Raw genomic sequence first — 25194 nt, 5'->3', positions numbered from 1 at the left:
GTTAACCCGTTGCGCTGTTTAGCACCTGGGGATTGGCGTGAAAAAACACGTGCTCGCGGATTGGCCCGACAGCCACTTCACCGATTTCTTCATAACCCTGGCGCTTGTAGAACTCCAGATAGAGAGAATTCCCCGTGTCGAGCACCACCCCCCGGGAATGTTCATCGACCGCACACCAGTTGTGCACCGCCTGGAGTAGCTGCTCGCCGAAGTGCTGGCCTTGAAACTGCGGGTGAATCCCCAGCAACGGCAATACGTGCACCGAGTCCGAAGGGATGCAAGCCGTGACGGCGGCATGATAGTCCAGGTAACGACGGGTGCAGCGAAAACCGGTACTCAGCACCATCCGCAGGCGCCAGGCCCAACTTTCGGTAATGCCCAGCCGTCGTTGCGGCGGCGCGATCAGGGCAATGCCGATCAACCGGTCATTGACCACCAGCCCGATGGCCGGCAGTTCCTGGAGAAAATGCTGCTTGACCAGTTCCCGCACCGTGGCCCGGACGCGCTGCTCGTAGCCGGGACGCTCGGCCTCGAACAGGAACTTGAAGGTCGGCTCGTGCCGGTAAGCCTGGTACAGCAAGGAACGCGCTTCACGCGAATAGCCGCTGTCGAGCCGGTGAATGTCAGCAATGGCGGTCGAAGTTTCAGGCATGGCGGTCTATCTCCCCTGGGCGAGACTCAAAAGGCCCCGCTCTTTGTCGTACGATCCCGGCACAATAGCGATCTTTCCTACGCTCAAAGACATTAGCAGCGCAGACAGACTACTGCCACGCTGGCCCCCATGCCGCAGGTCAGCTAGCATCGCAGTTTTGCCAGGACTGCCGACCATGAAGATCGTCTCGTTCAATATCAATGGCCTGCGCGCCCGCCCCCATCAGTTGGCGGCACTGATCGAGAAGCACCAGCCAGACGTCATCGGCCTGCAGGAAACCAAGGTCCACGACGACCAGTTCCCGCTCGCCGAGGTCCAGGCGCTGGGTTACCACGTGCACTACCATGGGCAAAAAGGCCACTACGGCGTTGCCCTGCTCTCGCGCCAGGCGCCCCTGGAGATTCACAAAGGCTTTGACGGCGATGAAGAAGACGCCCAGCGGCGCTTCATCTGGGGCACCTTCGCCGATGCCCACGGCACGCCCGTGACCATCATGAATGGCTATTTCCCACAAGGCGAAAGCCGTGACCATCCCACCAAATTCCCGGCCAAGGCGCGTTTCTACAGCGACCTGCAAGCCCTGCTGGAAACCCGGTTCAGCAACGACCAGCCACTGGTGGTGATGGGCGATGTGAACATCTCCCCGCAAGACTGTGACATCGGCATCGGCCCGGACAACATGAAGCGCTGGCTGAAAACCGGTAAATGCAGCTTTCTGCCCGAAGAGCGCGAGTGGATGGCCCGCCTGAAAAACTGGGGCCTGGTGGACAGCTTCCGCCACCTGAACCCGGACGTGGCCGATCGCTTCAGCTGGTTCGACTACCGCAGCCGCGGCTTTGAAGACGAACCCAAGCGCGGCCTGCGCATCGACCTGATCCTCGCGTCCCAGGCGTTGTTGCCAAGGATCAAGGACGCCGGTGTCGACTATGACCTGCGCGGCATGGAAAAACCTTCGGACCATGCGCCGATCTGGCTTGAGTTGAGCTGATCCCCCGCCGATCGCCGGGATCGTTCCCTCAGCTTGCGCTGGGGGGACGGTCTGCGGCGTGCCACCGTCATATTTCAGACACCTTAATGACTTATTGTCGCCGCACTTCCCTTGGCCTTTAAGGTGTCGGCCCGATGCTGCGTGCCCTGTTATCGCTGCTGCTCTGCGGCTTGCAGCCACTCTCTGCCTACGCCAGCCAACTGCCGATACCCGAGCAAGGCACGGCCTTGCGTATCCAGGGCTCCAACACCATCGGCGCCGCCCTGGCCCCTGCACTGGTCAAAGGCTTGATGCACGAGCAAGGCCTGCTCAAGGTCCACAGTGAACCCTCGGGCAACAACGAGCAACGGATTGTCGGCCAGACAACTGAAGGTCGCCAGGTGAGCGTGGACATCGCCGCCCACGGCTCCAGCACCGGCTTTGTTGCCCTGAACAATGCACATGCCGACCTGGCTGCTTCCTCGCGCCCAATCAAGGACAGCGAACGGCTGGACCTCCAGGCCCTTGGCAACCTGAAAGCCCCCAACGCCGAGCACGTGATCGCCATCGATGGCCTGGCCATTATCCTGCACCCGGACAATCCACTGACCCAATTGAACACCGACCAGTTGGCACAGGTCTTCAGCGATGAAGCGACCACCTGGGAACAACTCGGTGGCATCGGCGGGCCAGTGCACCTGTATGCCCGGGATGACCGGTCAGGCACCTATGACACCTTCAAGGAGTTGGTACTGCGTGAGCGCGGTAAAGCACTGGCGGGTTCGGCCAGGCGATTCGAGTCCAGTGAGCAACTGTCCGATGCGGTCAGCCAGGACCCACAGGGCATCGGTTTTATCGCGCTGCCCTATGTGCGCCAGGCCAAGGCGGTGGCGATTGTCGACGGAGCCTCGCAACCCATGCTGCCACTCAACAGCCTGATCGCCACCGAGGACTATCCCCTGTCCCGCCGGCTGTATTTCTACCTGCCGCCCAACGCCGACAATCCATGGGCCCGGGCGCTGGTGAGTTTTACCCAGAGCCGCAAGGGCCAGGCGATTGTCGCCGCCAACGGGTTTATTGCGCAGACCGTGCAGGCCATGACCGTCCCCCCGAGCGGGCAACTGCCCGATGACTACCAGGCCCTTGCCCGGCAGGCACAGCGGCTGACGGTGAACTTTCGCTTCGAGGAAGGCAGCGCCAGCCTGGACAACAAGGCCCGAGAAGACCTGTCGCGGGTGCTCGACTATTTAAAGCAGCACGACAAACTGAACAAACAAGTGACACTGGTTGGCTTCGGCGATGCCAAGACCGACCCGGATCGCGCCGCCCTGCTCTCGAAACTACGGGCCATGGCGGTGCGCCGTGAACTGGTGAAGCGGGGTGTGGTGCTACGGGAGGTCCGTGGTTTTGGCGCACAAATGCCGGTGGCGGCCAACAGTGACGATGAAGGGCGCGTCAAGAATCGTCGGGTAGAGGTCTGGGTCTACTGACACCGCCTCACTGCGACGATTCAGGCTTGCGAATCAGGTAAGTGTCCATGATCCAGCCGTTGGCCAGCCGCGCGGCTTTCCTCACCCGTTCTATCTCGCCGGCCACCTCCTTGAGCTTGCCGGCGATCAGGATCTCATCCGGCGTACCCAGGTAGGCCCCCCAGTAAATCTGTAGTTCCTGATCGGCAATCTGCTGATAGGCGTCTTGCGCATCCAGCATCACCACCAGGCTGTCGGCATCGCTGACCTGCCCCTGGGCCAAGCGCCGGCCGGTGGTGATTTCAATCGAGCGGCCAATGCCGTTCAACGGCACCTTGTGCTGCGCCGCCAGTGCCTGGACGCTGCTGATGCCAGGGATGACCTCGAACTCGAAGCGGCAGCGACCCGACTCGAGGATCGCCTGCAAGATCCGCACAGTGCTGTCGTACAGGGACGGATCGCCCCACACCAGGAACGCCGCACATTCACCATCCGCCATGTGATCGTTGATCAGCCGTTCGAAGGTCCGTTGCTTGTCGCGATTAAGCGCCTCGACACTGGCGTTGTAATCCGTGTCACCACGAACGCGCTCAGGACTGTGGGCTTCGACGAAACGATAACCCGGATCAGTGATATAGCGCGCGCAGATGTCGCGACGCAGGTCGATCAACGTGTCCTTGCTCTGGCCCTTGTCCATCAGGAAGAACACATCGACCCGGTTCAGCGCCTTGACCGCCTGCATGGTGATGTAGTCGGGATTGCCCGCGCCGATGCCGATAACCAACAGCTGCTTCATGAATGTTCCTCCTCGGCGGGTGCGCCCCTGTCGGTCAAGCGCAATCGCCAGCGGCCATTGAAGTGCAGCTCGGCGCTTGAGAGTGGCAGGACGTCGATCTGGTGGAAGGCCCCCGGCGGGCACTGCAGGGCCTGCAACAGGGCGGCGCGAATCACGAATGGGTGGGTGATGGCCAGGAAATGCCCGGGCCTTGTGCTGAGTTCATCCAGCCAGAGCCCCACTCGCTGGCACAGTTGGGTCACCGACTCCCCGCCATGGGGGGCTGCGTGCGGATCGCCGAGCCAGACCTGTAACGCTTCAGGCTCGGCCTTGTGCAAGTCGTTGATGCGCAGCCCGTGCCAGCGTCCGAAATCGTAATCCCTCAGCGCCGGCACGCACCGCACGTCACTACCAAATAACGCTGCGGTCTGCCGGGCACGGGTTTCCGGCCCGACGAGCAGCCGTGGCGGCTGCCGGAATCGACCGGCCCGACTGCCCTTGAGCGCCTGCCAATCCATTTCCAGTGGCTCATCCATCGGAAAACGCGCCAGTTTTTGCGCGACGGTTCTGGCATGGCAGATCAAGGTCAAGCGGGTTACCAGCACGTAGGACCACTCTGAAATTTGGATGGGAAAATGGGCAGGTCATCAGCAAGTACGTCAATTCGTAACGGAACCACCGACGCCTGCGAGCCTCTATACCCGTACAGGTTGAAGCTTCTGCTCCGAAGCAGTCCTACAAGGAGGGCGAATTCTTACACGCCAAAATGCAATGCCTTACGACTATCACTGAACCCTGTTAATCCATTATCAGACAAGGACTTCGCGATTTTTCATCACTTTGTCAGCCACTGAAAAAAATTCACCGACCGGCCCGCATAATGCTGCAGCACCTGCAGGTGATCAACTACTATGGGAAATTGCAGAGCGGCGATCAGGCGACCTTTTTTGTGATCACCCGCCCGCCCCCGCCATCATCCGACAGGGACCGCTGAGCGACATACCCGACGGACGCTGACAGAGGTTGGCCAATCGCCACTGCAACGCGTGGAAACCGACAGTGATAGTCAAACCTGGCCACGGAAACCGCCAGGTCATTCAGATACAGGAGTACATCCATGCTGGTTTTACGCCCAGTTCAGTTATCCGACCTGCCCCAGTTGCAGCAGCTTGCACGTGAAAGCCTGGTCGGTGTCACGTCCCTGCCAGACGATACCGAGCGTCTGCGCCTGAAAATCCTCGGATCCTGTGCTTCGTTTGTCAGCGAGGTGCAGCACAATGGCCCGGAAAACTACTTCTTCGTGCTCGAGGATCTGGCCAGCCAGCAGCTGTTGGGCTGTTCGGAGATCCTTGCCACCGCAGGTTTCAACGAAGCCTTCTACAGCCTGCGCAATCGCCCCTTTACCAGTGAGTCCCGTGAGCTGAACATCCATCACGGCGTGCCCGCGCTGTCGCTGTGCCAGGACTTGAACGCCCACACGCTGCTGCGCGGCTTTCATATCAACGCCGAACTTGAACGCACACCTCTCTCGGAACTGCTGTCGCGGGCGCGACTGATGTTCATCGCCGCCCACCCCCAACGTTTTTCCGATGCGGTGATCACGGAAATCGTTGGCTACAGTGACGAGGCCGGCCAGTCTCCCTTCTGGAACGCCCTGGGCAAGCACTTCTTCGACTTGCCCTACACCGAGGCGGAGCGCCTGTGTGGCCTGCAAAACCGCTCCTTTCTTGCCGAGTTGATGCCGCACTACCCGATCTACGTGCCCATGCTGTCACCCGAGGCCCAGGCGTGCATTGGCAGGATTCATCCCGATGGCCAGGAAGCCTTCGATATCCTTGAGCGCGAAGGTTTCGAGACCAACAGCTACATCGACCTGTTCGACGGCGGCCCCACGCTGTTTGCGCGCCCCCCGAGCATCCGCTCGATTGCCGATTCGCGCATGGCCATTGCGCGGGCAGGTACACCGACCCTTGGCAAGACACCGTACCTGGTCAGCAATGACGCCCTGCCACAGTACCGGGCAATGGTCATCGAGCTGGACTGGAGCGCAGGTGAACCGGTCATGCTGGATACCGCCACGCTGGGTGCCCTGCAACTGGCCGACGGCAGTCCGGTCCGGTTGGTTGCCCTATGACTCGGGTCTTCGGCATTCAAGGAGCGCCATCATGATCGTGCGCCCGGCTCAACTGACTGACCTGCGTGCACTGCTGACACTGGCACAACGCGCCGGCTCCGGCTTCACCACCCTGCCCGCCAACGAAGAGCGCCTGAGCCATCGCCTGCGCTGGGCCCAGCGCACCTTCGCCAACCAGGTTGAAAGGGCCGATGCCGACTATCTGTTCGTACTCGAGGATGACGACCAGCAAGTCATCGGTATCAGCGCCCTGAGCGGTGCCATTGGCTTGCGAGAGCCCTGGTACAACTACCGCGTGGGAATGACGGTCAATACCTCGACAGACCTGGGTATCCAGCGCCGGATCCCGACCTTGTTCCTGAACAACGAAATGACCGGCCAATCGGAAATCTGCTCGCTGTTCCTGCACCCGGATCAACGCCAGGGCCATAACGGTCGCCTGTTGTCCGTGGCACGCTTGCTGTTTGTCGCCGAATACCCGCAGTTGTTCGGTGAAAAACTGATTGCCGAGCTCCGGGGCAGCGCGGATGAACAAGGCTGTTCGCCCTTCTGGGACAGCCTGGGCCGGCACTTTTTCAAGATGGATTTCAGCCACGCCGATCACCTGTCCGGGCTCGGCAACAAAGCCTTCATCGCCGAGCTGATGCCGCGCCAGCCGTTGTACACCTGCCTGCTCACCGAGCAAGCCCAAGCGGTGATCGGCAAGGCCCACAGCAATGCGGAACCGGCCCGCAGAATCCTCTGTTCCGAAGGTTTTTCTCATCAGGGCTACATCGACATCTTCGATGCCGGCCCGGTGATAGAAGCCCGGATACCCGACATCCGCGCCGTGCGCGACAGCCAGACGCTGGCGCTGGCCATCGGCACGCCCGACGACCACGCACCGGCCTGGCTGATCCATAACCGGCGCCTGGAAAATTGCCGCATCACCGCCGCGCGCGCCCAACTGAATGGCCACCACCTGCTGGTCGACCGCCTGGTAGCCAAGCGTCTGCAACTGCAACCGGGCGACTCGGTGCGGGCCGTGCCGCTGCTCAAGCAACAACAGCAGGCGGTGGCCGCGTAAACAGTCAAACAGACACCGGCTCAGACCACCCGTGCCGGATGCTGCTGGCGCGGGTCGTTGAGCCGCGCACGGTGGGACGGGGGTTGTCGACCCCCGGCTTCACTGATGCCATAACTCGGGGCCATTTCGGCGGTGACCAGGGTCTGGCCGGACAAGCGCATCAGGTGCGGGTCGTTGAGCAAGGCATGAATCACCCGGCCATTGAACTGCGGCGTTTCGGCCTCGGCCAGAAACGCCCGGTATTGTTCGCCATGCTGTTCACCGGCAATGCGCGTGCGCTCGGTCAATTGCGGGCCGAGCCACAGCGACACCGCCGCCACGCCGTGACCTTCGAAATCTATCGCAATGTCCGCCGCCAACTTGTCGCAACCGGCTTTCTGCGCACCGTACGCCGGGCCGTGCATGTAACACCCGGCGCCAAACGAGGAGGTGAAACAGATCAATCCCTGTTCACTGCGCAACAATAGCGGCGCGGCGTAGTCACTGGCGATATAGGCCGAACGCAGCCCCATCTCGAGAATCCGCACCAGCTCCAGGGGCTTGGCCCAGAACGGCCCCGGCTCGAGCAACTGGTCGTGGATGAATGCCGCATTACTCACCAGCAAGTCCAGGTGCCCGCACTCTGCCTGGACCCGGGCAAACAATGCCTGTACCTGCCGGTCTTCGGCATGATCACACACCACCGCGATACCACGCCCGCCCGCCGCCGTGATAGCGGCAGAGGTCTGCTCCAGTGAACCGCGCAGGGCATGCCCGTAGAGATTCGAGCCACTCTGCTCCGGCCTGCGCCCGGTAATGTAGACCGTCATACCCAAAGCCCCGAGTGCCAGCGCGATACCCTGGCCAACTCCACGGCTGGCCCCTGTGACCACCGCGACCTGATTGCGCTTGCCGTTCACTGGCCACTCCCCGACGCCGTCCGGTCCGACAAGACCTGGCATTGACTCTGCGGGTGAATGTGATTGGCCGCCACGTAACCGAACGTCATCGCCGGGCCAATGGTCGAGCCGGCGCCGGGAATGCCAGCCACTTCGTCGATGACAACTTCACCCCGGGCGACTTGCGCAAGCTCGGTACCCGCTAAGTGCTGAAAAGCCCCGGCCGAATCACTCGGTCGGGGCTTTTTCGTCTGTTCCGTTTACCTCCAGGGAAGTCCCCCATGAACAAACCACTCACCGGCGCCTTCGCCCTGGCCAGCGCTGGCCTGTCACTCAATGCCCAGGCGCTGGACATTCTGCTGACCAACGACGACGGTTGTCGTGCCCCCGGCATTGATGCGATGTACCAGGCGCTGACGGCAGCAGGTCACGACGTGACCCTGGTCGGCCCGTTGAATGACAGCAGCGGCATCAGCGCCACCAGCGTGGTGATCCCCGGTCAAGCCTTGGCGGTCACTGAATTGGCCCCGCACAAATTCTGTGTCGGGCCATCGGACGGCTACAGCGCGCCGGCCGGCAAGAACTCGGCCATTGGCACCCCGGTGGACGCGGTCAACGTCGACCTCGATCTGCTGCTCAAGGACCGGCGCCCGGAGCTGGTGGTCTTCGGGACCAACTTCGGCGAAAACGTCGGCCCGCTGACCCAGATGTCCGGCACCCTCAACGCCGCCGTCCGGGTCATGTTCAAGGGCGTGCCGGCGGAGGCCATGTCGACAGCCATTGATATGGACCTGATCATCCGCGACCAGAAGGCCGACTACCGCAAGACCCTCGATGCCATGGGCGACTCCGCCGACTTTGCGGTACGGGTGATCACCCTGGCCAGTGAAGCCGGCACCCAGGCTCGCGCCCGCTGCAAAACAGACCCTCAGGCCTGTGAGTTGAACGTGCTCGGCCTGCCGGGCGTCAACGGGCTGAACCTCAACTACCCGCCACTGCCGGCGAGCGAGGTCAAAGGGGTGAAATTTGCGCCGATCGGCAATTGGGACAAGGTCAACTTCACCTCGCAACGGGGGGCGGACGGCATCGTACGAGTCAATCTGGTCGCCCCACCCGCCCCGACCCCGAGCCAACAACAGGCCGACGCCTGGTTGTTATCCCTGGGCCATGCGGTGATCACCGTGATCGACGGCAACCTGGCCACCCCGCAGGCGCTGCAGGACCAGGCGCAAGCTATGTTGCGTGGTGTCAAACCCTGACCGCAACCGTGAATCGCGCTTACTCCAGCTCCATTCATGACAGGCATGGGCTACAGTGTCGCGAATCTGGAAAAAGGAGTTGCCATGGGATTTTCAACGGAAGAAACGCAAACACTGTTAAGCGTCAAAGGAGTCGGTCCGACTGTCGTCCATCGGTTGGAGCAATTGGGATTCAACTCACTTGAGCAACTGAGCCAGGCCAATGCGCTTGAGATCGTGACCCAGGCGTCAGCCATCGTCGGGTCCAGTTGCTGGAAGAATAGCCCCCAGGCACGGGCAGCGATTGAGGCGGCAATAACCCAGGCGAAAATGCTGGCAGATTGACAACAAAAAACCCGCGCATGGCGGGTTCTCTGTCTATGGGGTCAAGTCCTTTTGTCTGGTCAATCTGCGCCTGCAAATGTGAGAATTTCGTGAAAAGAGCAGCACCTCATTAAAAAACTGACAGACGGATATACCGCCATTTACTTGAGCCGGGAACCGGCCTGTATCCACGGCCCTGGCACCGTCGGCTCCCCCCCATCGACCCATGCCTTGCTCGTCGGATCCTCCACCTCCGGACCCAGTTCGCACCGGGCGCCAGCCGGACAAGGGGTGAGCCCCAATGGGTTGACCCAGCCCGTCGGGTTCGGCGTGTAGAGATAAGCGTTGAGCCCACCTGCCAGCCTGTTCGCAACCGGTGTCAGATACCGGCCAAGGTCCGGGCTGTAGTAGCGATGCCGGTTGTAGTGCAGGCCACTTTCGGTGTCGAAATACTGCCCCTGAAACCGCAATGGCTGCTCCAACGGTTCCTCGTCGGAGTGCCTGAGGCCGGCGAGTTGTCCCTGACCCTGGTAGGTGGCGGCCCAGGCGATCTGGCCGCGGCTGTCCGTGAGTTCCTGCGGGGTGCCCAGATGATCGAGCTGGTAGTAGAACGGGCGCACCGGCCCCGCGCCATGACGGTCAAGCATCGCCAGCGGACGGAACGTGCCGGGCTCGAACACGTAGCTGCGATCATGCTCGCCGGAGAATTCGGCGACCAGTTGCTCGCCTTGCCAGAAGAACTCGCCCGTATTGCCATCGACGGTTTTGGCCGTGCGCCGACCGAAGGCGTCATAGCGGTAGGTCGCCAAGCGGCCACTGGGCAGGAGCACACTGACCAGCCGGTGCTGACAGTCGTAGCGGTACTGGGTCACGAGCGAGGGATCGCTAGCTTGGCGCTCACAGACCAGGTTGCCAAAGGCGTCGTATTCACAGAGACGGTCGCCTTGCCGTCCGTTGCCGACCGGGTCGTAGGCGAACTGCTGCGTCGCTTCGCCACGCGCGTGACGCACGCGGACCAGGCGATTACGGGCATCGTAATAGTAGCTGCGCTGGCCGTGACGACTGTCGGCGATGGTCGCCAGGTTGCCGTTGACCCCATAGCTGTAGTGGCGCATGTACAGCGGACGGTCGGGTCGGCTGAGCGCATGAACCTGCAACCGACCCTGTTCGTCGTAGTGGTAGTCGCTGAGCAATGGGCCTTGCTGGCGCTCCTGCTCGCGACCGGATTCAAAGTGATGACGGGTCAGCCGCTCGCCATCGAAATCAATGGCAGACAACATACCGTCCTCGGCGTAGCGATAGTCGAGGAAGCGGTTGTCCGGCAACTGCACCTGGTTGAGTCGGCCAGCGTCATCGTAGCGGTAACACAAGCGAGCCCAGCCCTGATGCTCGCTGATCAAGCGGGCCTGGAGGTCGTACGTGAAGTTGAGTGGCCAGTGATTGCCATCATCGACCCTCAGCAGTCGGCCGAGGTTGTCGTAGCCATACTCCACCTGATTGCCATCGGGCAAGGTCTTGATCAACAGGCGCCCCGCCCCGTCACGTCGGTAGCCGGTGATCAGCATGGCGCCGTCATCGCCGAACTCGGTTTTCTCCAGCAGATGCCCCTTGGGGTCATAGCGGTAAGCCGTACGCCGCCCGTCGAAACCGGTTTCCTGCTCGATCAGTCCGATGCTGCCGTACACCAGCCGATACTGTTCGCCCACCTCGTTTTCGATCTCGCAAAGCAACCGCCGGGTGTCGTCATAGCCATAACGAAGCTGAGTGCCATCGGCATTGATCCGCCGCCTGAGCAGGTGCAGTTTGTCGTCGTACTCGTAGCGTATGACCTGCCCCAGCTCATCCTGTTCGGCCGTCACCTGGCCACGGTCGTTGTAGCTGAAGGTGCGGGTTGCGCCGTCCGGCAAGGTCACGTGCAGCCGTCGGTCCTGGACGTCATAGCGGTACTGGGCAGGTGCGAGCATCCGATGTCTCTGGCGCAGAATGAAGGTGAGCGATTCTGCATCAGCGAAACGGGTTGTTGATCGGGCTGCCGGAAATTCAGATTCGGCCTGGTATTTTGCAGACAGATCCTTCAAACATCTGACAAAACGACTACAGACACGCCTGTGGAACGTCGAGTAGGCGCTCCACAGGCGTGGTGCTGTCGATCCCTACGACGGCATCTGGAACGGCACAAACTCCACCACTTCCAGATCGAACCCCGACACGGCCTTGTAGGGAACTGGCGAACTGAGCAGGCGCATTTTGCGCACATTGAGATCGCGCACGATCTGCGCGCCAACCCCCAGGGTACGTTGCGCGAACTGAGGTGGCTGGATCTTGCCGCCGCTGCGTTGACACAGTTGCTCGATTACCGTTTGCGCGGACTCCTGCTGGGCCACCACCACCACCACCACCACCACCACCACCACCACCACCACCACCACCCCACACTCGGCCTGGGCGATGTGCACCAGGGAACACTCCAGATTCCATTGCCGGGGCCCACCTTCGGCTTCACAACCGAGGGCATCGCGTAGGGTCGAGCCAAAGCCCTGCATTGAGTACTGAACGTGAATATCGATACCTTGGCCCCAAAGCTTGCCGATGCCATCGCCGACTGTTTTGAACTCAAGTCATGTACACCACAAATATTGCCACGCACAAAGGGCTGGCTTTCTGTCGATACTCTGAGTGTTCCTTTGGGAGGAGGAAGGACCGCGCGCAAAATAACAGGTATCGTTCTTCAGCATGTTCCACTGATGGAAATCTTTGCCCAATGGCAACAGGAGCAAGGTCAGCATGAAGCCGCACTATCTAGTACTGATGATCAGATCTTGCGCAATATGCTGAAGCAACGCATAGAAGAAGCGCTTCGAAGTGTCGCACCGCCCTCGCGCAAGCCATTTTGGATAGTCGTCGGTGCTCACGCGTTGGTGCTGAGCGTGGCCAGTCTTGTACCGTCGATTACAGAATCTGCGGAGCCCGAGCTAACACCAAGTGCAGCAGAGATTTTGCTTCGTGACGTTCCACCAGAGCTTGCCTTCGAGGGCGCGCTGCAGGGGAAAGCTGTTCACTTTGCCGTTCACGACTGTAAGGTATACAGAATAAATGGCGCGTTAAAAAATATGGAGGCATTCCTGGTTGTCGAACCTGAATTTTATCCATTTTTCACCGTCTGTGATCGGCAATTTCTCAAAGCAGAAGAGGCCGCAGTAACAGTCTGGCTTGGACGGATGGCGTTCGGAGCGGGTGGATGTTGTGCGACAGGAGGCACCTTTCGAACGACCGATGGGCGTGTATGGAAAAACATAAGCAATGACAGTTCTCCTTGGAGAGCGGCCGAACTTAATGGGAATTGAGAAAATCATGAGTGTCTATACCCTGCTACTACGCGTATTGCTTGCTGTAACGTCAGTCATAAGCCTGCAGGTCCACGCCGAGGATAAACAGTCTTATGAGGCCCAGGCGGCAGAGGGCGCCGAGCAAGAGATGACCTGGATTCAAAAAGCCCGAGAAGGCGATGCCCAGGCAGCCTTTAATCTAGGCTACACGTATTACACACAACAGAATTACTCCGGTGCGTTGCGCTGGTATGGTAAGGCTGCAGAATTAGGTAATGCACGCGCGGCGTTTGAAATAGCGATCCTTTATAGAGATGGCGATGTTGGCGAGCCTGACGAAAAAAGAATGATTTCGTATCTACAGCAGGCAGCAAAACGAGGCTTGGATTTAGCGCAAATGGAGCTTGGATTTAGCTACTTGCGAGGAACCGGGGTCGAACAAGATGTAATGAAAGCCATGTATTGGTATGAGCAAGCTGCCAAACAGGGCAATGCCGAAGCTCAATATACCTTGAGTACATTGTACTGGACCGATACTCGCGGCATCGAACAGGCCGCCATGGAAGCAGACGGAAGCATGAACGAAATGGACGCCGCGTATTCTTCTGACGATCGCAAAGCCGCGTACTGGCTCTGTCAGGCAGCCCTGCAGCATCACGGGCAAGCTCAATTTACCCTTAGTCAAATTTATGGTTCAGGGGATCATAATGTCGCCGTAGATTCGAAACAGAGCAGGCTCTGGCTTCAAAATGCGGCGAACAGCGGGCTTGAAGAAGCCGAAGCAGAATTACTTGATGTCAATGACCCCTGGTACGTCTCCTTTGGAGTTTGGGCAAGTGAATTCCTTGGGCGCTCACCTGAAAATGCAACCTGCCCAAATATTGCAATAATCTAGATAGTTCATTCATGGTTCGCGGGCAAAGATCAGGCACTCGTTAGCTGTTACGGCGCGCATTTGAAATCGGCCCGGCTCGCATTTATCCCGTTTTTCGGCTCAATTTACTTGCAAATGACAGAGTGATCTGGATTGCCGCGCTGCCCTCGATCAAGAGTCGCAAAGGGTACCTGTCGGGACAGCGGCCAACCTGGCCGATGTGTTGTAGGGTGGAAGAGCTACGTTTCTGGCGATGCGAGCTACACTGATGCTGCCACACAATCGAAGCATGCGGAACGGGAAATCATCTGGTCGATAGCTGCGAGGCTGAGAAGTTAGCAGCATTATGGCATAAGCAACGAGCCACCTTGACGGATCAAGATCGTATATATGAACCTAATCATCTCATTTTTTACCATTTCCGCACTCAGCGTATTGGCGGGTTGCGGTTACCAAGACTCTCCCCCGCTTTTTTCTAGCGAGAAAATAGAAAAGCTACCCACTGAATTCGTAGATTATAAATATATCGACGAAATCACAGAGTTCGAAAACTACACCATTGAAAAGTTTAAAACCCCACCGCGAGCCACAGTCGAACACAGCATCAATAAAGTCACAAACAACGTCATCATTAAAGTCGCAACAGACATTGACAACAGCACCCGCTTGTACGAACTCTACAAACTGGACACCTCTGGAAATATTATTGACAGACGTCAATTTACAAGAAGCTTCCTGGCAAAGGAAAACACCGGCAATGAAGAAATGGTTGATGGTGTTTTTCTGGTAAACAAAGAGAAGGCTTACTACTCCACCTGGCCATTCAACGGTGACAATACAAAGAAACCGTTTATTCCCGTCAACCAAGAGTTAACCTGGAGTACCGAACAGGTCGACGCTTACTACAAAGAAGTCGTAAGAAAAAGCGCGCGACTGGATGACGTTGCAGCTTGGGAAAAAATCAGCCCACAAGAAAACAAGCGACGAATTCGAAAAATATACTATCTTAACTCAACGAGCGAGTGGTACATCCTGTACGGGAATTCATTAAAATCTGATTATTCTGGCAAAAGAATATCAGGCTTCAACACCTTGTTCACAGACTTCACTGACACTGAACGTAGTTTTGGACGATATGTACCGCCAAACAACATTACAATCCCATACTTTGAAAGACAAACATACAGTAAATTCTGCGCCTCAGATCAGGTGGGTTGCCACATGTCTTACAGCTGGGATGGCGTAGGTTATTATCAAGTGACGGTGGGTGAAAGCAGCTTGAAGTTCAAAAACAAAGGCAGCTTATCCCGCACTGACTTCAAGGGTGAAACTTTTCCACCAAAAGAGAGCTTACTCGTAGATTTTGCCTACTACACAAATCCAAATTTAAAATACTCTCTATTTTCAGCGAATGAGCACCTTTATATAATCAAGCGGAAATAACCATTTAAAATGCATCAATTGGCCATAAAATGATAGCAAGGCCACTCTTGAAAGACGACTCAGCGCCAATTGACATTAAGCACGCCGCCCTGTGAAAACCATACAGCGAGCAAATAATGAATTTTACATCGTTAGTAGTAATTTGCGCGCTGAGCCTCCTGACAACGGCTTGCAGCAATGTGGTTTGCCCCACCCCGACCGGAACGATAGAGAGCACAGGAAGTGCGACCACTCCATTACACGACGATGGTAAAGAAATCATATCGGCAACATGGATGGCAAGTGACTTTTCTATCGAGCTTGAAAGTGCATCCTCTGGGGACACTGTGGGACTCCTCATTAAAACAATTGGTTATACACCAGGAGAAAAGATCACGGTCTTGCTTGATGACAAAAAAACCAATGACGATGGGGGTAGCTATAATATCGTGAGAAAAATAATAGGCACCGTAGATAAGCACGGCGAAGTCAGAACATCCTTTAAACCCTAGGCTCTGTACGAAATCAGTCAAAACTCATTTGAACCCTGCAAGCGTCGGGATTCAGTAGAGTCCGCGCCCATCAAAGGCAAGAGCCCACGATGGCCAAACATCATAGGTTCGCTTTGCGGGCCTACAGCCGGACCTCACCTTTGAGGATGTCGAACAGCGCCTGGGCCGCCGTCGACAGTTCGGCACCGGGGCGGGTCAGCACACCGATGGCGCGTTCGATGGTCGGTTCGCTCAGGGGGATGCAACGGGCGCCGAGCTCGCGCATCTGTTCGGCACACAGGGCGGGCACGGCGCTGACACCCAGCCCGCTGGCGACCATGCGCCCGACCGTGGCCAACTGATGACTTTCGAACGCCACCGGCAGCCGGGTCTGGCGCGCCTGCAGGTGTTCTTCCAGCATCACCCGCACCGTGGACGGTCGTTGCAGGGTAATGAAGGGTTGTTCCAGCAGGGTGTTCCAGTCGATTTCAGTCAACTCGGCCAACGGCGAATCACTGGGCACCACCGCGATAAACCGGTCGAGGTACAGCGGGGTGAACTCCAGCGAAGAACTCTGCATCGGCTCGAAGGCCACGCCCAGTTCCACCTGGCGGTCGCGGACCATTTCCAGCACCTGTTCGTTGATCACATCGTTGACCGTGACGTTGACCTTGGGGTAACGGGCACGGAAAGTCTTGAGGATCGGTGGCAGCAGGTTGCCGGCAAACGAAGGCATGGCCGCCAGGGTCACCCGGCCGCGCTGGAGGGTGAAGCGCTGGCGCATTTCGTCCTCGGTGTTGTCCCAGTCGGCAATCAGCCGTCGGGCCAGCGGCAACAGCGACTCACCTTCCGGGGTCAGCGCCACGTTGCGCGTGGTCCGGCTGAACAACCGCCCGCCCAAGCTTTCTTCCAGTGCCTTAATGGTCAGGCTCAGCGCCGACTGCGACAGGTGCAGGCGCTCACAGGCCACGGCGAAGCTTAGGCTCTGGGCCACCGCCAGAAATGCCCGGATCTGCTTGACGGTCATCGGTCGTTCTACTCCCGCTATCAGTTGCAGGCTGCACGCTGCTCGCAACCAATTAATGAGACTTATCAATCAATCTAACCTAAAAATCAATTTAACAAATATATCCATCGGCGCAACACTGCTCCCCTACGGCTAGCCAGCCGCCCACAAAGAACAAAAGAGGTGCATATGGCAGGTTTCGACAAGCGCGTGAGTTCCTATGAAGAGGCCATGGCCGGCCTTGAAGACGGCATGACCGTGATTGCGGGTGGCTTCGGCCTGTGTGGCATTCCGGAGAACCTGATCGCCGAGATCAAACACAAAGGCACCCGCGACCTGACCGTGGTTTCCAATAACTGCGGCGTCGACGGCTTTGGCCTGGGCGTACTGCTCGAAGACCGCCAGATCAGCAAGGTGGTGGCCTCCTACGTGGGCGAGAACGCCCTGTTCGAGAAGCAGTTGCTCAGCGGCGAAATCGAAGTGGTGCTGACCCCCCAGGGTACCCTGGCGGAAAAAATGCGCGCAGGCGGCGCAGGCATCCCGGCCTTCTTCACCGCGACCGGTGTCGGCACCCCGGTGGCCGAAGGCAAGGAAATCCGTGAGTTCAATGGCCGTCCGTACCTGATGGAAGAATCCATCACCGGCGACTTCGCCATCGTCAAAGGCTGGAAAGCCGACCACTTCGGCAACGTGGTCTACCGCCACACCGCACAGAACTTCAACCCGTTGGCGGCCACCGCCGGCAAGATCACCGTGGTCGAAGTCGAAGAGATCGTCGAACCTGGCGAGCTGGACCCGACCCAGATCCACACCCCCGGCATCTACGTTGACCGGGTCATCTGCGGCACGTTCGAAAAACGCATCGAACAGCGCACCGTGCGCAAGTGATTCTCGCCCCCAGCCCGACGAACAACGGAGAATAAAAAATGGCTCTTACCCGCGAACAAATGGCTCAGCGCGTCGCCCGCGAAATGCAGGACGGCTACTACGTAAACCTGGGCATCGGCATTCCGACCCTGGTCGCCAACTACATTCCAGAAGGCATGGAAGTCATGCTGCAGTCGGAAAACGGCCTGCTCGGCATGGGCGCCTTCCCGACTGACGACGCGGTCGACGCCGACATGATCAACGCCGGCAAGCAAACCGTTACCGCCCGCACTGGCGCGTCGATTTTCTCCTCCGCCGAATCCTTCGCGATGATCCGCGGCGGCCATATCGACCTCACCGTGCTCGGTGCCTTTGAAGTCGACGTACACGGCAACATCGCCTCCTGGATGATCCCTGGCAAACTGGTCAAGGGCATGGGCGGTGCGATGGACCTGGTGGCCGGTGCCGACAACATCATCGTCACCATGACCCACGCCTCCAAGGACGGTGAGTCCAAACTGCTGTCCTATTGCAGCCTGCCGCTGACCGGCGCCAACTGCATCAAGCGCGTGCTGACGGACCTGGCTTACCTGGAAATCGACAACGGCGCATTCATCCTCAAGGAACGTGCGCCGGGTGTGAGCGTCGACGAAATCGTCAGCAAGACCGCCGGCAAACTGATCGTCCCTGACCATGTTCCGGAAATGCAGTTCGCCTGATTCGCGTACTGAGGAGATATCTGATGCAAGAAGTCGTGATTGTCGCCGCCACCCGTACGGCCATCGGCAGTTTCCAGGGCGCACTGGCCAGCATTCCGGCACCGGAACTCGGCGCGGCGGTGATTCGCCAGTTGTTGGCGCAAACCGGCCTGGCGGCCGATCAGGTCGATGAAGTGATCCTGGGCCACGTGCTGACCGCAGGCTCGGGGCAGAACCCGGCCCGCCAGGCCGCGATCCTCGCCGGCCTGCCCCACGCGGTACCGGCGATGACCCTGAACAAGGTCTGCGGCTCGGGCCTCAAGGCCCTGCACCTGGGTGCCCAGGCGATTCGCTGCGGCGACGCCGAAGTGATCATCGCCGGCGGCATGGAAAACATGAGCCTGGCCCCCTATGTGTTGCCGGCCGCTCGCACCGGCCTGCGCATGGGCCACGCGAAGATGGTCGACAGCATGATCAGCGATGGCCTGTGGGACGCGTTCAACGATTACCACATGGGCATCACCGCCGAGAACCTGGTGGACAAGTACCAACTGACCCGCGAGGAACAGGACGCCTTCGCCGCGGCCTCCCAGCAAAAAGCCACGGCCGCCATTGAAGGCGGGCGTTTTGCCGAGGAGATCACGCCGATCCTGATCCCCCAGCGCAAAGGCGATCCGTTGTCCTTCGCCGTGGATGAACAACCCCGCGCCGATACCAGTGCCGCATCACTGGCCAAGCTCAAGCCGGCCTTCAAGAAAGACGGCAGCGTCACCGCCGGCAACGCCTCGTCGCTCAATGACGGTGCCGCTGCGGTGCTGCTGATGAGTGCCGACAAGGCCCGGCAACTGGGCCTGCCGGTCATGGCGAAGATCGCCGCTTACGCCAATGCCGGCGTCGACCCGGCCATCATGGGCATTGCCCCGGTGTCCGCCACCCGCCGCTGCCTCGACAAGGCCGGCTGGAGCCTGGAACAACTGGACCTGATCGAAGCCAACGAAGCCTTCGCCGCTCAGGCACTGGCGGTCGGCAAAGAACTGCAATGGGATGCGGGCAAGGTCAACGTCAACGGTGGCGCCATTGCCCTGGGCCACCCGATTGGCGCCTCGGGTTGCCGCGTACTGGTGTCGCTGGTGCACGAGATGATCAAGCGCGACGCCAAGAAAGGCCTCGCCACCCTGTGCATCGGTGGTGGTCAGGGCGTGGCACTGGCCCTCGAACGGGCCTGAGTTTTCAAGCGTTCAACAGTCAGCACGCGGATCCACGATATCCGCGCGTTGACTGGCAACACACCCGGCGTGACTTCGGTTGCGCCGGGTTTTTTTATGCCTGCAGCCCTTGCGCAAACACCTTGGCCGCAAGTGTGGGGAGGCGCGCACCGGCACTGGTTTTCAGTCGTCCAGCGGTTGAGGTGGCTTGGCGGGTTTGGCCGCCTTGCCGCCCTTGGCTGGTGGCGTTTCCACCACCGGAGGGGGTGGCGGCATCGCTTCTTTCTCGGCGGCGGGCAGTTGGTCAACGGTCTCGAACACCACCCTGGTCTCGATCGGCCCCAGGTGGTCGAGTTTTTTCTCGCCGTCCTTGCCCACCAGGATGACCTTGGTCTCGCCGCTGACGCCCAGTTTCAGTTCGCGAATCAGCGCCATGGTGGTTTGCGCGTCAAGGTCCTTGCCGTCGCGTTGGCCCATGAGGTTGACCACGGTGTAAAGCACCATGTTGCGCTCTTGAAAGGCTTTCTTGTTGGCCGGCTCATCCAGTGATTTTTTGAGATTGACCAGTGTCGGGTCGATACTGCTGGGAGCGATGACAATCAGTGGGCGGGTCTTGCCGCGCTCTTGGGCCAGCGGTGTGTCGCTATCGGCAGCGAACAAAGGCCCGGAAACAGCGAACAGCGTAGCGAGGGTCAGTGACCGAATGAGCATGCGCATCTCCTTTTGATATCCACGCTATATGATTGCGCATCAAGGCGAAAGATCCAGATCAGCTGCCTGAAATTTCTGCCGCCATGTTGCCAAGCTTAGGTCAGCGGGCTTAATCCGCAACTTGATCCCGAGCCGCGAACTAGCCTGAAGAGGCAAGCCACAAAGCAGGGTCACGGAGGTTTCAGCCATGAGCGTGCAACTCAATCACACCATCGTCTGGTGCCGCGACAAACAGCGTTCGGCACCTTTCCTGGCCAGCCTGCTCGGGCTACCCGCCCCGACGCCTTTTGGCCCGATGCTGATCGTGAAGCTCGATAACGGGGTGTCGCTGGACTACTACGACAACGACACGATCAGCCTGCAGCACTATGCCTTTCTGCTCGACGACCCGACCTTCGACCAGGTGTTCGCGCGCCTGGCGGCGCAAGGGCTGCCGTACTGGGCGGACCCCGGCAAACAGCGCCCCGCTCAGATCAACGAAATGGCTGGCGGGCGCAGGGTGTACTTCGATGACCCGGATGGCCACCTGCTGGAAATCATGACCCGCCCCTAGTGGCCGTTTGTCCAGATGCCCACGGCAAATATCCCGCGATCAACGCAGGGAGGGTGCGCGCGGACTACACTCAAAGTGTTCCCGGTAGGGGGACATAGCCAAATTCGCGTCCATCAGCAGCGTGCCTGCCCATTACCACGCTCATGACGCTGGAACCAATGGCCCATTCGTAATCGTCCTGTGGGGCCCTGCCCCACAGTGACACCCAGCAGGACGACGGTATCGCGTCCAAACTGCCCGGACATACGCTGTGTCCGGGCATTCGCGTGGCAGACGGCATGGCCTTGCTTCACGTCTGCGCTGTTGCCCTGATCATCCACCCGACCACCGCCTGAAAGGTCGCCGTCATTGCACGCCTCCTCGTTCGCCGGTGGCCTTTTTTTGGGAGCGCCGGCGATGGACGAAGGCAAACTGAATGACTTCATGGGCAAGTTGGTTACCGACATGGGCGGCGCGGCGATGCTTGCCAACGTGATTCTGGGAGAAGAACTGGGCCTGTACCGGGCGATGGCCGACAGTCAACCCGTCACCCCCGAGGCACTGGCCGGCAAGACCGGTTGCAATGCCCGGCTGCTGCGTGAATGGCTTAGCGCCCATGCGGCTTCAGGCTACATGGAGCACAGCGACGGCACGTTCCGCCTGCCGGAAGAGCAGGCCCTGGCGCTGGCCGTCGAAGACTCACCGGTGTACGTCGCCGGCGGTGCCGTGGTGATTGCGTCACTGTTCCATGACAAGGACAAACTGGTCGCGGCCATGCGCGGCGATGGCGCACTTGCCTGGGGCGATCACCACACCTGCATGTTCAGCGGCACCGAGCGCTTCTTCCGGCCCGGCTACCGCGCGCACCTGGTCGGCGAGTGGTTGCCGGCGCTGGAAGGCGTGGTCGATAAACTGCAAGCCGGGGCCAAGGTGGCGGATGTCGGCTGCGGTCACGGCGCTTCAACCGTGGTCATGGCCAAAGCCTTCCCGGCCTCGACCTTCGTCGGCTTCGACTACCATGCCCCCTCCATCACCACGGCGACCCAGCGCGCCGAGGAAGGCGGCGTGGCGGACCGTGCACGCTTCGTCCAGGGCACGGCCAAGAATTACCCCGGCAACGATTACGACCTGGTCTGCTACTTCGACTGCCTGCACGACATGGGCGACCCGGTGGGCGCCGCCAAACATGCGTATCAATCGCTCAAGCCCGACGGTACGGTGCTGTTGGTCGAACCGTATGCCACTGACCAGCTCGACCAGAACGCGACCCCGGTCGGACGGTTGTTCTACGCGGCATCGACGTTCATCTGCACGCCCAACTCGCTGTCGCAGGAAGTCGGCCTGGGGCTCGGTGCACAAGCGGGTGAAGCACGGCTGCGGGATGTCTTCATCGAGGCTGGCTTCACGCATTTCCGCCGGGCAGCCGAGACACCGTTCAACCTGATTCTGGAGGCGCGCAAGTAGTCCGCTCACTCCGCCTGTATGGCGCCGGGTGCGTCATACAGGCAGGCGAGCTCACCAGCCTCGTTTGTCGTCCGGCGATAAACCGCATACAGTCGACCCCTTATCGATTACGCCATGCCTTTCCCCAAGGCCGGTCACCTCTTCAACCCATAGGGATATCGGTTCGATCATGCACACCTGCCCCACAACCCGACTGCGCCTGCTCAGCGCTTGTCTATTGATGTTCGGTGCCAGCCACGTTGCCAGCGCCGATGAACAAGACCTGCGGGTCAAAGCCGTGGTGGACGCCAGTCTCAAGCCTGTGATGCAAGAGCAGGACATTCCCGGCATGGCCGTCGCGGTCACGGTGGAGGGCAAGGTGCATTATTTCAATTACGGAGTGGCGTCCCGAGAAAGCGGCCAAGCCGTCGGCAATGACACCTTGTTCGAACTCGGGTCCGTCAGCAAAACCTTCACCGCAACCCTGGGCGCCTACGCCCTGGCCACCGGCCGAATGACCCTGAGTGATCCGGCGAGCAAGCACTGGCCAGCGTTGCGCGGCAGCACTTTCGACAACGTCAGCCTGCTCCAGCTCGGCACCTACAGCGCGGGCGGCCTGCCCTTGCAGTTTCCGGCCGACGCCGACGACGCGCAGCGCATGCTCGGGTATTTCAAAAAGTGGACGCCACGCTACCCCGTCGGCAGCCACCGGCAGTATTCGAATCCAAGTATCGGGCTGTTCGGCTATCTCGCGGCCCGCAGCCTGGGTAAACCCTTCGATGACGTGATGGAGCAAGACCTGCTGCCAAGACTTGGCCTCAAGCACAGCTACCTCAAGGTCCCGCAAGACCAACTGAGCCATTACGCACAGGGCTATGACAAGTCCAATGCACCGGTCCGGGTTGGCCCCGGAGCCCTGGATTCCGAAGCCTATGGCATGAAGTCCAGCACCGCGGACCTGATTCGCTACGTCGAAGCGAACATTGACCCGGCACGGCTGGAGCCTGCGCTGCAAGCGGCAATCGCCACCACCCACACCGGCTACTACAGCGCCGGCGAAATGACTCAGGGCCTGGGATGGGAGCTCTACCCCTACCCGGTCACACTGGATCGACTGCAGGCGGGCAACTCGTCGGATATGGCCCTGCAAGCGCAAGCGATCACCTGGCTCACGCCAGCGCAATCGCCGCAGGCCGATGTGCTGATCAACAAGACCGGATCAACCAATGGTTTTGGCGCCTATATCGCCTTCGTGCCCAGCCGGAAAATCGGCATCGTGATTCTGGCGAACCGGAACTACCCCAATGCACTCAGGGTAAAAGCCGCCCACGACATCCTCAGTGCACTGGAGTCGCGCGACTAGAACGCCAACTTGTAGCCGATGAACACCAGCATGGTGGCCAGGCAAGGACGCAGAACGCTATCGGAGATTCGCCCGGACAAGTGGCTGCCGACGTAGATCCCCGGCAACGAGCCCATCAGCAGGAATCCCAACAGGTGCCAATCCATGTTGCCCATGCTCGCATGCCCCAGGCCCGCCACCAGGGTCAGTGGCACGGCGTGGGCGATCTCGGTGCCCACCAGGCGCTTGGTGGCCAGGAACGGATAGAGGACGAACAGCGCCACCGTGCCCAGGGCCCCGGCACCGATGGACGTCAACGCCACCATCACACCGAGCAACGCCCCCGTGCCGACCGTCAGCAGGTTCAGGCTCCTGGCGCTCAAGTGGTAGTGGTCGCCCGCGTGTTTATGGGCGAAGGCCAGCAGCCGGCCCTTGAAGAAGATGGCCAGTGCCGTCAACAGCAAGACAAAGCCCAGGGCCTGCTTGATGATCGCGTTGGTCGCTTGCGGATCGGTATTCAAGTACTTGAGGAACACCAGGGTCAGCGCCACGGCAGGCACGCTGCCCGCCGTCAGCCAGCCGGTAATTTTCCAGTCGATGTTGCGGTTCTTCTGATGAACCAGCACGCCACCGGACTTGGTAATCGCCGCATAGAGCAGGTCGGTGCCGACAGCCGTGGCCGGGTTGATGCCGAACCACAGCAGGATCGGCGTCATCAGCGATCCGCCGCCAACTCCGGTCATCCCGACAATGAACCCGACAAGCAAGCCTGCAACTACAAATCCAACATTACCGAAGTCCATTGCCATACCTTACCGAACCAGCGTGACGACCTGAAAAAGCTGGCAGCAGCATAGCGATTTTTCTTATAACCACCTATACCAATATGATCTGACTTTATAACCGGCGACCCGCCCTGCTCCCTGCCACGATCGATGCCACAAGGGTCGGCAACGCCCCTGCCTGAAGTACCGGGTTGGACCCTAGACCGCCCTGCCCCTGGCCTGTTGCTCCAGATGCACCTGCAATTGCGGATCGATACTCAGTGCCGCCGCCAACTCGTCAAGATACGTACGTTCGGCCTCCTGCTGGTCGTCCACCAGCATGACACTGGCCAGGTACATTTCCGCCGCGATGCCCGGGTCGGTCGCCGAGGTCGCGACATCGGCCGCGTCCAGTGGACGGGCGACTTCCTCATCGAGCCATTGCTGGAGGTCTGGGTCATCGGTGTGACGACCGATCTCGGTGCTGATCATCTGCTGTTCCTGCGGGTCGATGCGACCGTCCGCCTTGGCCGCCGCAATCAATGCCCGCAGGACCGCATGGCTGTGATCTTCGACTTCGGGCCCACCCAGCAACTGGTCAACGGTCTGCGGTGCCTGTCGAGGGGCCGATGCCTGTTGCCGTTGCCAGCTCTGGTAGGCCTGGAACGCCAGCATGCCCAGGGAAGCCAGCGCGGCATAGTTGGTCCCGCCCGAGCGGCCCTGGGTTGAACCGCCAGCACCACCGCCCGCGCTCCCCAACATGCCGCCCAGTCCACCGAGCAAACCACCCAGCCCGCCCATCCCCGCCCCACCGGAACCAGCACCGCCGCCGGCGCCGCCCAGCAGCCCGCCGAGCAGTCCCCCCAGGTCGCCCAGGCCGCCTTGCCCTGCCGGGGCACCACCGCCCTGTTGGCTCATCGAGCCCTGGCCGGCCCGCAACAATTGTTCAAGCAGATCGCTGGTGTTCATGACGGTGTCCTCTTCGAAGGCAGTAATTCAGTCAGGCAACG

At 59.9% G+C, this 25194-nt stretch carries 26 protein-coding genes and 2 pseudogenes; 18 read left to right on the top strand and 10 right to left on the bottom strand.

Annotation, left to right across the window (positions count from 1 at the left end; translation table 11 throughout):
* Position 1: 1 nt before the first annotated feature.
* Positions 2 to 652 (bottom strand): GNAT family N-acetyltransferase, encoded by a 651-nt coding sequence (locus AC3WQN_RS18005; protein WP_103401774.1) that lies wholly within the window; start codon positions 650 to 652, stop codon positions 2 to 4.
* Between the two features lie 175 nt (positions 653 to 827).
* Here AC3WQN_RS18005 and xthA point away from each other — a divergent pair, with 175 nt between their 5' ends.
* Complete coding sequence (gene xthA / locus AC3WQN_RS18000; protein ID WP_103401773.1) at positions 828 to 1640, top strand: exodeoxyribonuclease III; 813 nt, start codon at positions 828 to 830, stop codon at positions 1638 to 1640.
* A gap of 134 nt (positions 1641 to 1774) precedes the next feature.
* Complete coding sequence (locus tag AC3WQN_RS17995; RefSeq protein WP_103401772.1) at positions 1775 to 3109, top strand: substrate-binding domain-containing protein; 1335 nt, start codon at positions 1775 to 1777, stop codon at positions 3107 to 3109.
* A gap of 7 nt (positions 3110 to 3116) precedes the next feature.
* Here AC3WQN_RS17995 and cobF read toward each other — a convergent pair whose 3' ends face one another.
* Both cobF and AC3WQN_RS17985 read right to left on the bottom strand, forming a co-directional pair.
* Positions 3117 to 3884 (bottom strand): precorrin-6A synthase (deacetylating), encoded by a 768-nt coding sequence (gene cobF, locus AC3WQN_RS17990; protein ID WP_103401771.1) that lies wholly within the window; start codon positions 3882 to 3884, stop codon positions 3117 to 3119.
* On the bottom strand, positions 3881 to 4468 hold the full coding sequence (locus AC3WQN_RS17985; protein ID WP_103401770.1) for a histidine phosphatase family protein: 588 nt from the start codon (positions 4466 to 4468) through the stop codon (positions 3881 to 3883). Before AC3WQN_RS17985 ends, cobF begins: the two co-directional genes overlap by 4 nt.
* Before the next feature lie 512 nt (positions 4469 to 4980).
* On the opposite strand from AC3WQN_RS17985, the gene AC3WQN_RS17980 reads away from it, so the two are divergent.
* Positions 4981 to 5997: an arginine N-succinyltransferase gene (locus AC3WQN_RS17980; RefSeq protein WP_103401769.1), complete on the top strand. Its 1017-nt coding sequence runs from the start codon at positions 4981 to 4983 to the stop codon at positions 5995 to 5997.
* Between the two features lie 31 nt (positions 5998 to 6028).
* Positions 6029 to 7063 carry an arginine N-succinyltransferase gene (astA, locus tag AC3WQN_RS17975; protein WP_103401768.1) on the top strand — a complete coding sequence of 345 codons (1035 nt, stop codon included), beginning with the start codon at positions 6029 to 6031 and terminating at the stop codon, positions 7061 to 7063.
* 20 nt (positions 7064 to 7083) lie between these two features.
* On the opposite strand, the gene AC3WQN_RS17970 is transcribed toward astA, so the two are convergent.
* A complete protein-coding gene (locus AC3WQN_RS17970) occupies positions 7084 to 7962 on the bottom strand; it encodes an SDR family NAD(P)-dependent oxidoreductase (protein ID WP_103401767.1) in 879 nt (292 codons plus the stop codon).
* Positions 7963 to 8003: 41 nt separating this feature from the next.
* On the opposite strand from AC3WQN_RS17970, the gene AC3WQN_RS17965 reads away from it, so the two are divergent.
* The 3 genes from AC3WQN_RS17965 to AC3WQN_RS17955 all read left to right on the top strand — a co-directional run bounded on the left by AC3WQN_RS17965 (position 8004) and on the right by AC3WQN_RS17955 (position 9524).
* A complete protein-coding gene (locus tag AC3WQN_RS17965; RefSeq protein ID WP_158248618.1) occupies positions 8004 to 8147 on the top strand; it encodes a hypothetical protein in 144 nt (47 codons plus the stop codon).
* Positions 8148 to 8222: 75 nt separating this feature from the next.
* Positions 8223 to 9200 (top strand): 5'/3'-nucleotidase SurE, encoded by a 978-nt coding sequence (locus AC3WQN_RS17960; RefSeq protein ID WP_492589209.1) that lies wholly within the window; start codon positions 8223 to 8225, stop codon positions 9198 to 9200.
* A gap of 84 nt (positions 9201 to 9284) precedes the next feature.
* Complete coding sequence (locus AC3WQN_RS17955; protein WP_103402192.1) at positions 9285 to 9524, top strand: Pathogenicity locus; 240 nt, start codon at positions 9285 to 9287, stop codon at positions 9522 to 9524.
* A 170-nt stretch (positions 9525 to 9694) separates the two neighbouring features.
* On the opposite strand, the pseudogene AC3WQN_RS17950 reads toward AC3WQN_RS17955, so the two are convergent.
* Positions 9695 to 11461, bottom strand: a pseudogene (locus tag AC3WQN_RS17950) (RHS repeat-associated core domain-containing protein); the annotation flags it as partial.
* Positions 11462 to 11656: 195 nt separating this feature from the next.
* The gene (locus AC3WQN_RS17945; RefSeq protein WP_492589207.1) at positions 11657 to 12046 is read right to left on the bottom strand and encodes a hypothetical protein; all 390 of its coding nucleotides are present in this window, start codon (positions 12044 to 12046) and stop codon (positions 11657 to 11659) included.
* 12 nt (positions 12047 to 12058) lie between these two features.
* Between AC3WQN_RS17945 and AC3WQN_RS17940 the strand changes: the two genes are divergently transcribed.
* The 5 genes and pseudogenes from AC3WQN_RS17940 to AC3WQN_RS17920 all read left to right on the top strand — a co-directional run bounded on the left by AC3WQN_RS17940 (position 12059) and on the right by AC3WQN_RS17920 (position 15637).
* Positions 12059 to 12847, top strand: coding sequence for a hypothetical protein (locus AC3WQN_RS17940; RefSeq protein WP_146038402.1), 789 nt, complete (start codon positions 12059 to 12061; stop codon positions 12845 to 12847).
* Between the two features lie 7 nt (positions 12848 to 12854).
* On the top strand, positions 12855 to 13724 hold the full coding sequence (locus AC3WQN_RS17935) for a tetratricopeptide repeat protein (RefSeq protein WP_158248625.1): 870 nt from the start codon (positions 12855 to 12857) through the stop codon (positions 13722 to 13724).
* 172 nt (positions 13725 to 13896) lie between these two features.
* Positions 13897 to 14030 (top strand): annotated as a pseudogene (locus AC3WQN_RS17930) (IS5/IS1182 family transposase); the annotation flags it as partial.
* Between the two features lie 63 nt (positions 14031 to 14093).
* Entirely contained in the window at positions 14094 to 15146 is a 1053-nt protein-coding gene (locus AC3WQN_RS17925; RefSeq protein ID WP_103402188.1) for a hypothetical protein, read from the top strand.
* 116 nt (positions 15147 to 15262) lie between these two features.
* Positions 15263 to 15637 carry a hypothetical protein gene (locus tag AC3WQN_RS17920; protein WP_146038401.1) on the top strand — a complete coding sequence of 125 codons (375 nt, stop codon included), beginning with the start codon at positions 15263 to 15265 and terminating at the stop codon, positions 15635 to 15637.
* A gap of 121 nt (positions 15638 to 15758) precedes the next feature.
* Here the strand turns inward: AC3WQN_RS17920 and AC3WQN_RS17915 are convergent, their stop codons facing one another.
* Positions 15759 to 16643, bottom strand: coding sequence for a LysR family transcriptional regulator (locus AC3WQN_RS17915; RefSeq protein ID WP_095083154.1), 885 nt, complete (start codon positions 16641 to 16643; stop codon positions 15759 to 15761).
* Between the two features lie 168 nt (positions 16644 to 16811).
* Here AC3WQN_RS17915 and AC3WQN_RS17910 point away from each other — a divergent pair, with 168 nt between their 5' ends.
* The 3 genes from AC3WQN_RS17910 to AC3WQN_RS17900 are packed head-to-tail and all read left to right on the top strand — an operon-like array spanning position 16812 to position 19413.
* A complete protein-coding gene (locus AC3WQN_RS17910) occupies positions 16812 to 17510 on the top strand; it encodes a CoA transferase subunit A (RefSeq protein WP_095146890.1) in 699 nt (232 codons plus the stop codon).
* 38 nt (positions 17511 to 17548) lie between these two features.
* Positions 17549 to 18208 (top strand): CoA transferase subunit B, encoded by a 660-nt coding sequence (locus AC3WQN_RS17905; protein ID WP_103402187.1) that lies wholly within the window; start codon positions 17549 to 17551, stop codon positions 18206 to 18208.
* A 23-nt stretch (positions 18209 to 18231) separates the two neighbouring features.
* On the top strand, positions 18232 to 19413 hold the full coding sequence (locus AC3WQN_RS17900; RefSeq protein WP_103402186.1) for an acetyl-CoA C-acetyltransferase: 1182 nt from the start codon (positions 18232 to 18234) through the stop codon (positions 19411 to 19413).
* A gap of 162 nt (positions 19414 to 19575) precedes the next feature.
* Here AC3WQN_RS17900 and AC3WQN_RS17895 read toward each other — a convergent pair whose 3' ends face one another.
* The gene (locus AC3WQN_RS17895) at positions 19576 to 20103 is read right to left on the bottom strand and encodes a DUF4174 domain-containing protein (RefSeq protein WP_103402185.1); all 528 of its coding nucleotides are present in this window, start codon (positions 20101 to 20103) and stop codon (positions 19576 to 19578) included.
* Positions 20104 to 20290: 187 nt separating this feature from the next.
* On the opposite strand from AC3WQN_RS17895, the gene AC3WQN_RS17890 reads away from it, so the two are divergent.
* From AC3WQN_RS17890 to ampC, 3 genes are all read left to right on the top strand, one after another.
* On the top strand, positions 20291 to 20656 hold the full coding sequence (locus tag AC3WQN_RS17890; RefSeq protein WP_103402184.1) for a VOC family protein: 366 nt from the start codon (positions 20291 to 20293) through the stop codon (positions 20654 to 20656).
* Positions 20657 to 21052: 396 nt separating this feature from the next.
* Entirely contained in the window at positions 21053 to 22099 is a 1047-nt protein-coding gene (locus AC3WQN_RS17885) for a class I SAM-dependent methyltransferase (RefSeq protein WP_095083142.1), read from the top strand.
* A gap of 169 nt (positions 22100 to 22268) precedes the next feature.
* Entirely contained in the window at positions 22269 to 23441 is a 1173-nt protein-coding gene (gene ampC, locus AC3WQN_RS17880) for a class C beta-lactamase (RefSeq protein WP_103402183.1), read from the top strand.
* Here the strand turns inward: ampC and AC3WQN_RS17875 are convergent.
* Entirely contained in the window at positions 23438 to 24223 is a 786-nt protein-coding gene (locus AC3WQN_RS17875) for a sulfite exporter TauE/SafE family protein (RefSeq protein WP_103402182.1), read from the bottom strand. The genes ampC and AC3WQN_RS17875 overlap by 4 nt on opposite strands.
* Positions 24224 to 24403: 180 nt before the next feature.
* Positions 24404 to 25153, bottom strand: a complete 750-nt coding sequence (locus AC3WQN_RS17870; protein WP_492589205.1) for a tellurite resistance TerB family protein — start codon at positions 25151 to 25153, stop codon at positions 24404 to 24406.
* Positions 25154 to 25194 lie beyond the last annotated feature (41 nt).

It is taken from the genome of Pseudomonas sp. FW300-N1A1, assembly GCF_058789115.1.
This window is presented reverse-complemented; position numbering and strand designations above follow the sequence as displayed.